The sequence below is a fragment of the Sphaerisporangium sp. NPDC088356 genome (assembly GCF_040685555.1).
Taxonomy (GTDB): Bacteria; Actinomycetota; Actinomycetes; order Streptosporangiales; family Streptosporangiaceae; genus Sphaerisporangium.
Genome location: NZ_JBFBIK010000266.1, coordinates 1 through 1,962 on the forward strand (window position 1 = coordinate 1; position 1,962 = coordinate 1,962).

At 33.8% G+C, this 1,962-nt stretch carries 3 protein-coding genes; 2 read left to right on the plus strand and 1 reads right to left on the minus strand.

Translation table 11 applies throughout. The annotated features are described in order from the left end of the window. Positions 1 to 278: recombinase family protein (locus tag AB0O34_RS36760; protein WP_363923622.1), on the minus strand; the 278-nt coding region annotated here is incomplete at its 3' end. A gap of 92 nt (positions 279 to 370) precedes the next feature. Here AB0O34_RS36760 and AB0O34_RS36765 point away from each other — a divergent pair. Both AB0O34_RS36765 and AB0O34_RS36770 read left to right on the plus strand, forming a co-directional pair. Beyond that, positions 371 to 1,482 (plus strand): IS3-like element IS981 family transposase gene (locus AB0O34_RS36765; protein ID WP_363923624.1). Its coding sequence is split into 2 segments (ribosomal slippage): positions 371 to 593 and positions 593 to 1,482, totalling 1,113 coding nucleotides; the frame shifts between segments, so codons are not numbered across the junction. Between the two features lie 232 nt (positions 1,483 to 1,714). After that, the coding region (locus AB0O34_RS36770; RefSeq protein WP_363923626.1) for a helix-turn-helix transcriptional regulator at positions 1,715 to 1,962 on the plus strand (248 nt) is incomplete at its 3' end.

A 1,962-nucleotide genomic window follows, 5' to 3' on the forward strand; every position in this document is an offset into this window, starting at 1 on the left:
CCAATATTTAAGATATGAACCTTAATTCCTCTATTAAATAACGATTGAACAATTTCTAAAACTTCTTTAGTGTTCCTGGCTAATCGATCTAACTTTGTCACAATTAAAGTATCGCCATTTGCTAACTTTTTGAGCACTAAATTAAATTGTGGACGTTCGACATTAGTTCCAGTAAACTTTTCTTGGAAAACTTCTTCTGCTCCTGCTTCTTTCAGAACTTCAATTTGAGATTCTAATTTTTGTTCAAAAGTACTGACACGTGCATACCCAATTTTCATATTTTGACCTCTATTAATAACCCTAAGTTGTGAGTGATGTTATCCTTAAATCTTAGAGTCACTATTGTATAATTTAGACAAAGGACAAAAACATGAAAAAACGCTACTCAAAAGAATTTAAAGAAACCCTTATCGCCTTCTATCATTCTGGTCAATCCGTCACCCAGCTGTCTAAAGAATACGACGTGGCCCCTGCAACAATTTATAAATGGATAGACCTCTACTCTAAATCTAATGAAAGCTCCGTCTCTAAAGCTGATTTTCTAGAATTAAAAAGACAACTGGTTAAAGTTAAGGAAGAACGAGACATCTTAGAAAAAGTATTGACCATATTCGCCGAGAAAAAGAAGTGAGTGCTGCGGATATGGCTCAAACCATACAAACTTTAGCACTCAATGTCAGACTAAGCTGTCAACTCCTTGATGTTCCTGAATCAAGTTATTATGAACGGATTAACCGACATCCATCTAAAACTCAATTAAGGAGACAATACCTGTCACTCAAAATGTCTCAACTCTTCAATGCTAACCGAGGAATCTATGGTGCTACTAAAATTCATCATCTTCTACTTAAACAAGGGGAAAAAGTCGGGTTAAAACTGGTACAGAAGCTAATGAAGCAACTTCAACTCAAGTCTGTAGTCATTAAGAAATTTAAGCCTGGATACTCACTAAGTGATCACATCAATCGAAAAAATTTCATACAGACTGAACCTACAAAGAAAAATAAGGTTTGGTCAACCGACATTACTTATATTCCTACTCAACAAGGATGGGCTTATCTCTCAACCATTATGGATCGTTATACTAAAAAAGTCATTGCTTGGGATTTGGGCAAGCGAATGACTGTAGAATTAGTGCAAAGAACTTTAAATAAGGCCATTAAATCACAAGACTATCCAGAAGCTGTTATTCTTCATTCTGACCAAGGAAGCCAGTATACGAGTCTAGAGTATGAAGAGTTGCTTAAGTATTATGGGATGACTCACTCTTTCAGTCGAAGGGGATACCCTTATCATAATGCCAGTCTTGAATCTTGGCATGGACATTTAAAAAGAGAGTGGGTGTATCAATTTAAATATAAGAACTTTGAAGAAGCCTATCAGAGTATTTTCTGGTACATCGAAGCCTTTTATAATTCAAAACGAATCCATCAAAGTTTAGGGTATCTTACACCTAATCAATTTGAAAAGGTAAGTGCTTAAAATAAATAGATTAAAATTCTACGTTTGTTACTCTAAAAACTTGACTTAACGTCATCAATAAAGAATATAAAAAACTAAAGAATAAAAAGTCCAAAACAGAGCAACATGAAAAATAAAACAATAATAAAAGCAGTTTTTAGTATGATTACTGCTTTTATTATTTCCTCCAAAACTGTTGTTTTACCTTTGTGTCGGTAGATTGTCGTTCTTTTGTCGTCTATCTGTCGTGTACATGTTTAAAAAAATAGTTTATTATATATTCATGAATAAATATAGAGTTGCTGAGTTAAGAAAAAAAAGAGGTTGGACGCAAGAAGTACTGGCTGAAAAAGCAAATATAACTGTTAGAACGGTTCAGAGAATAGAAAATGGAACGGATGTTAGTTTAGATACTTTAGCCTCAATATCTAATGCTCTTTTAGTTCCAGTAAGTGAACTATTTGAAAGCATTGAGGAAGAAGCAAAAGAGGTAGAAATCAT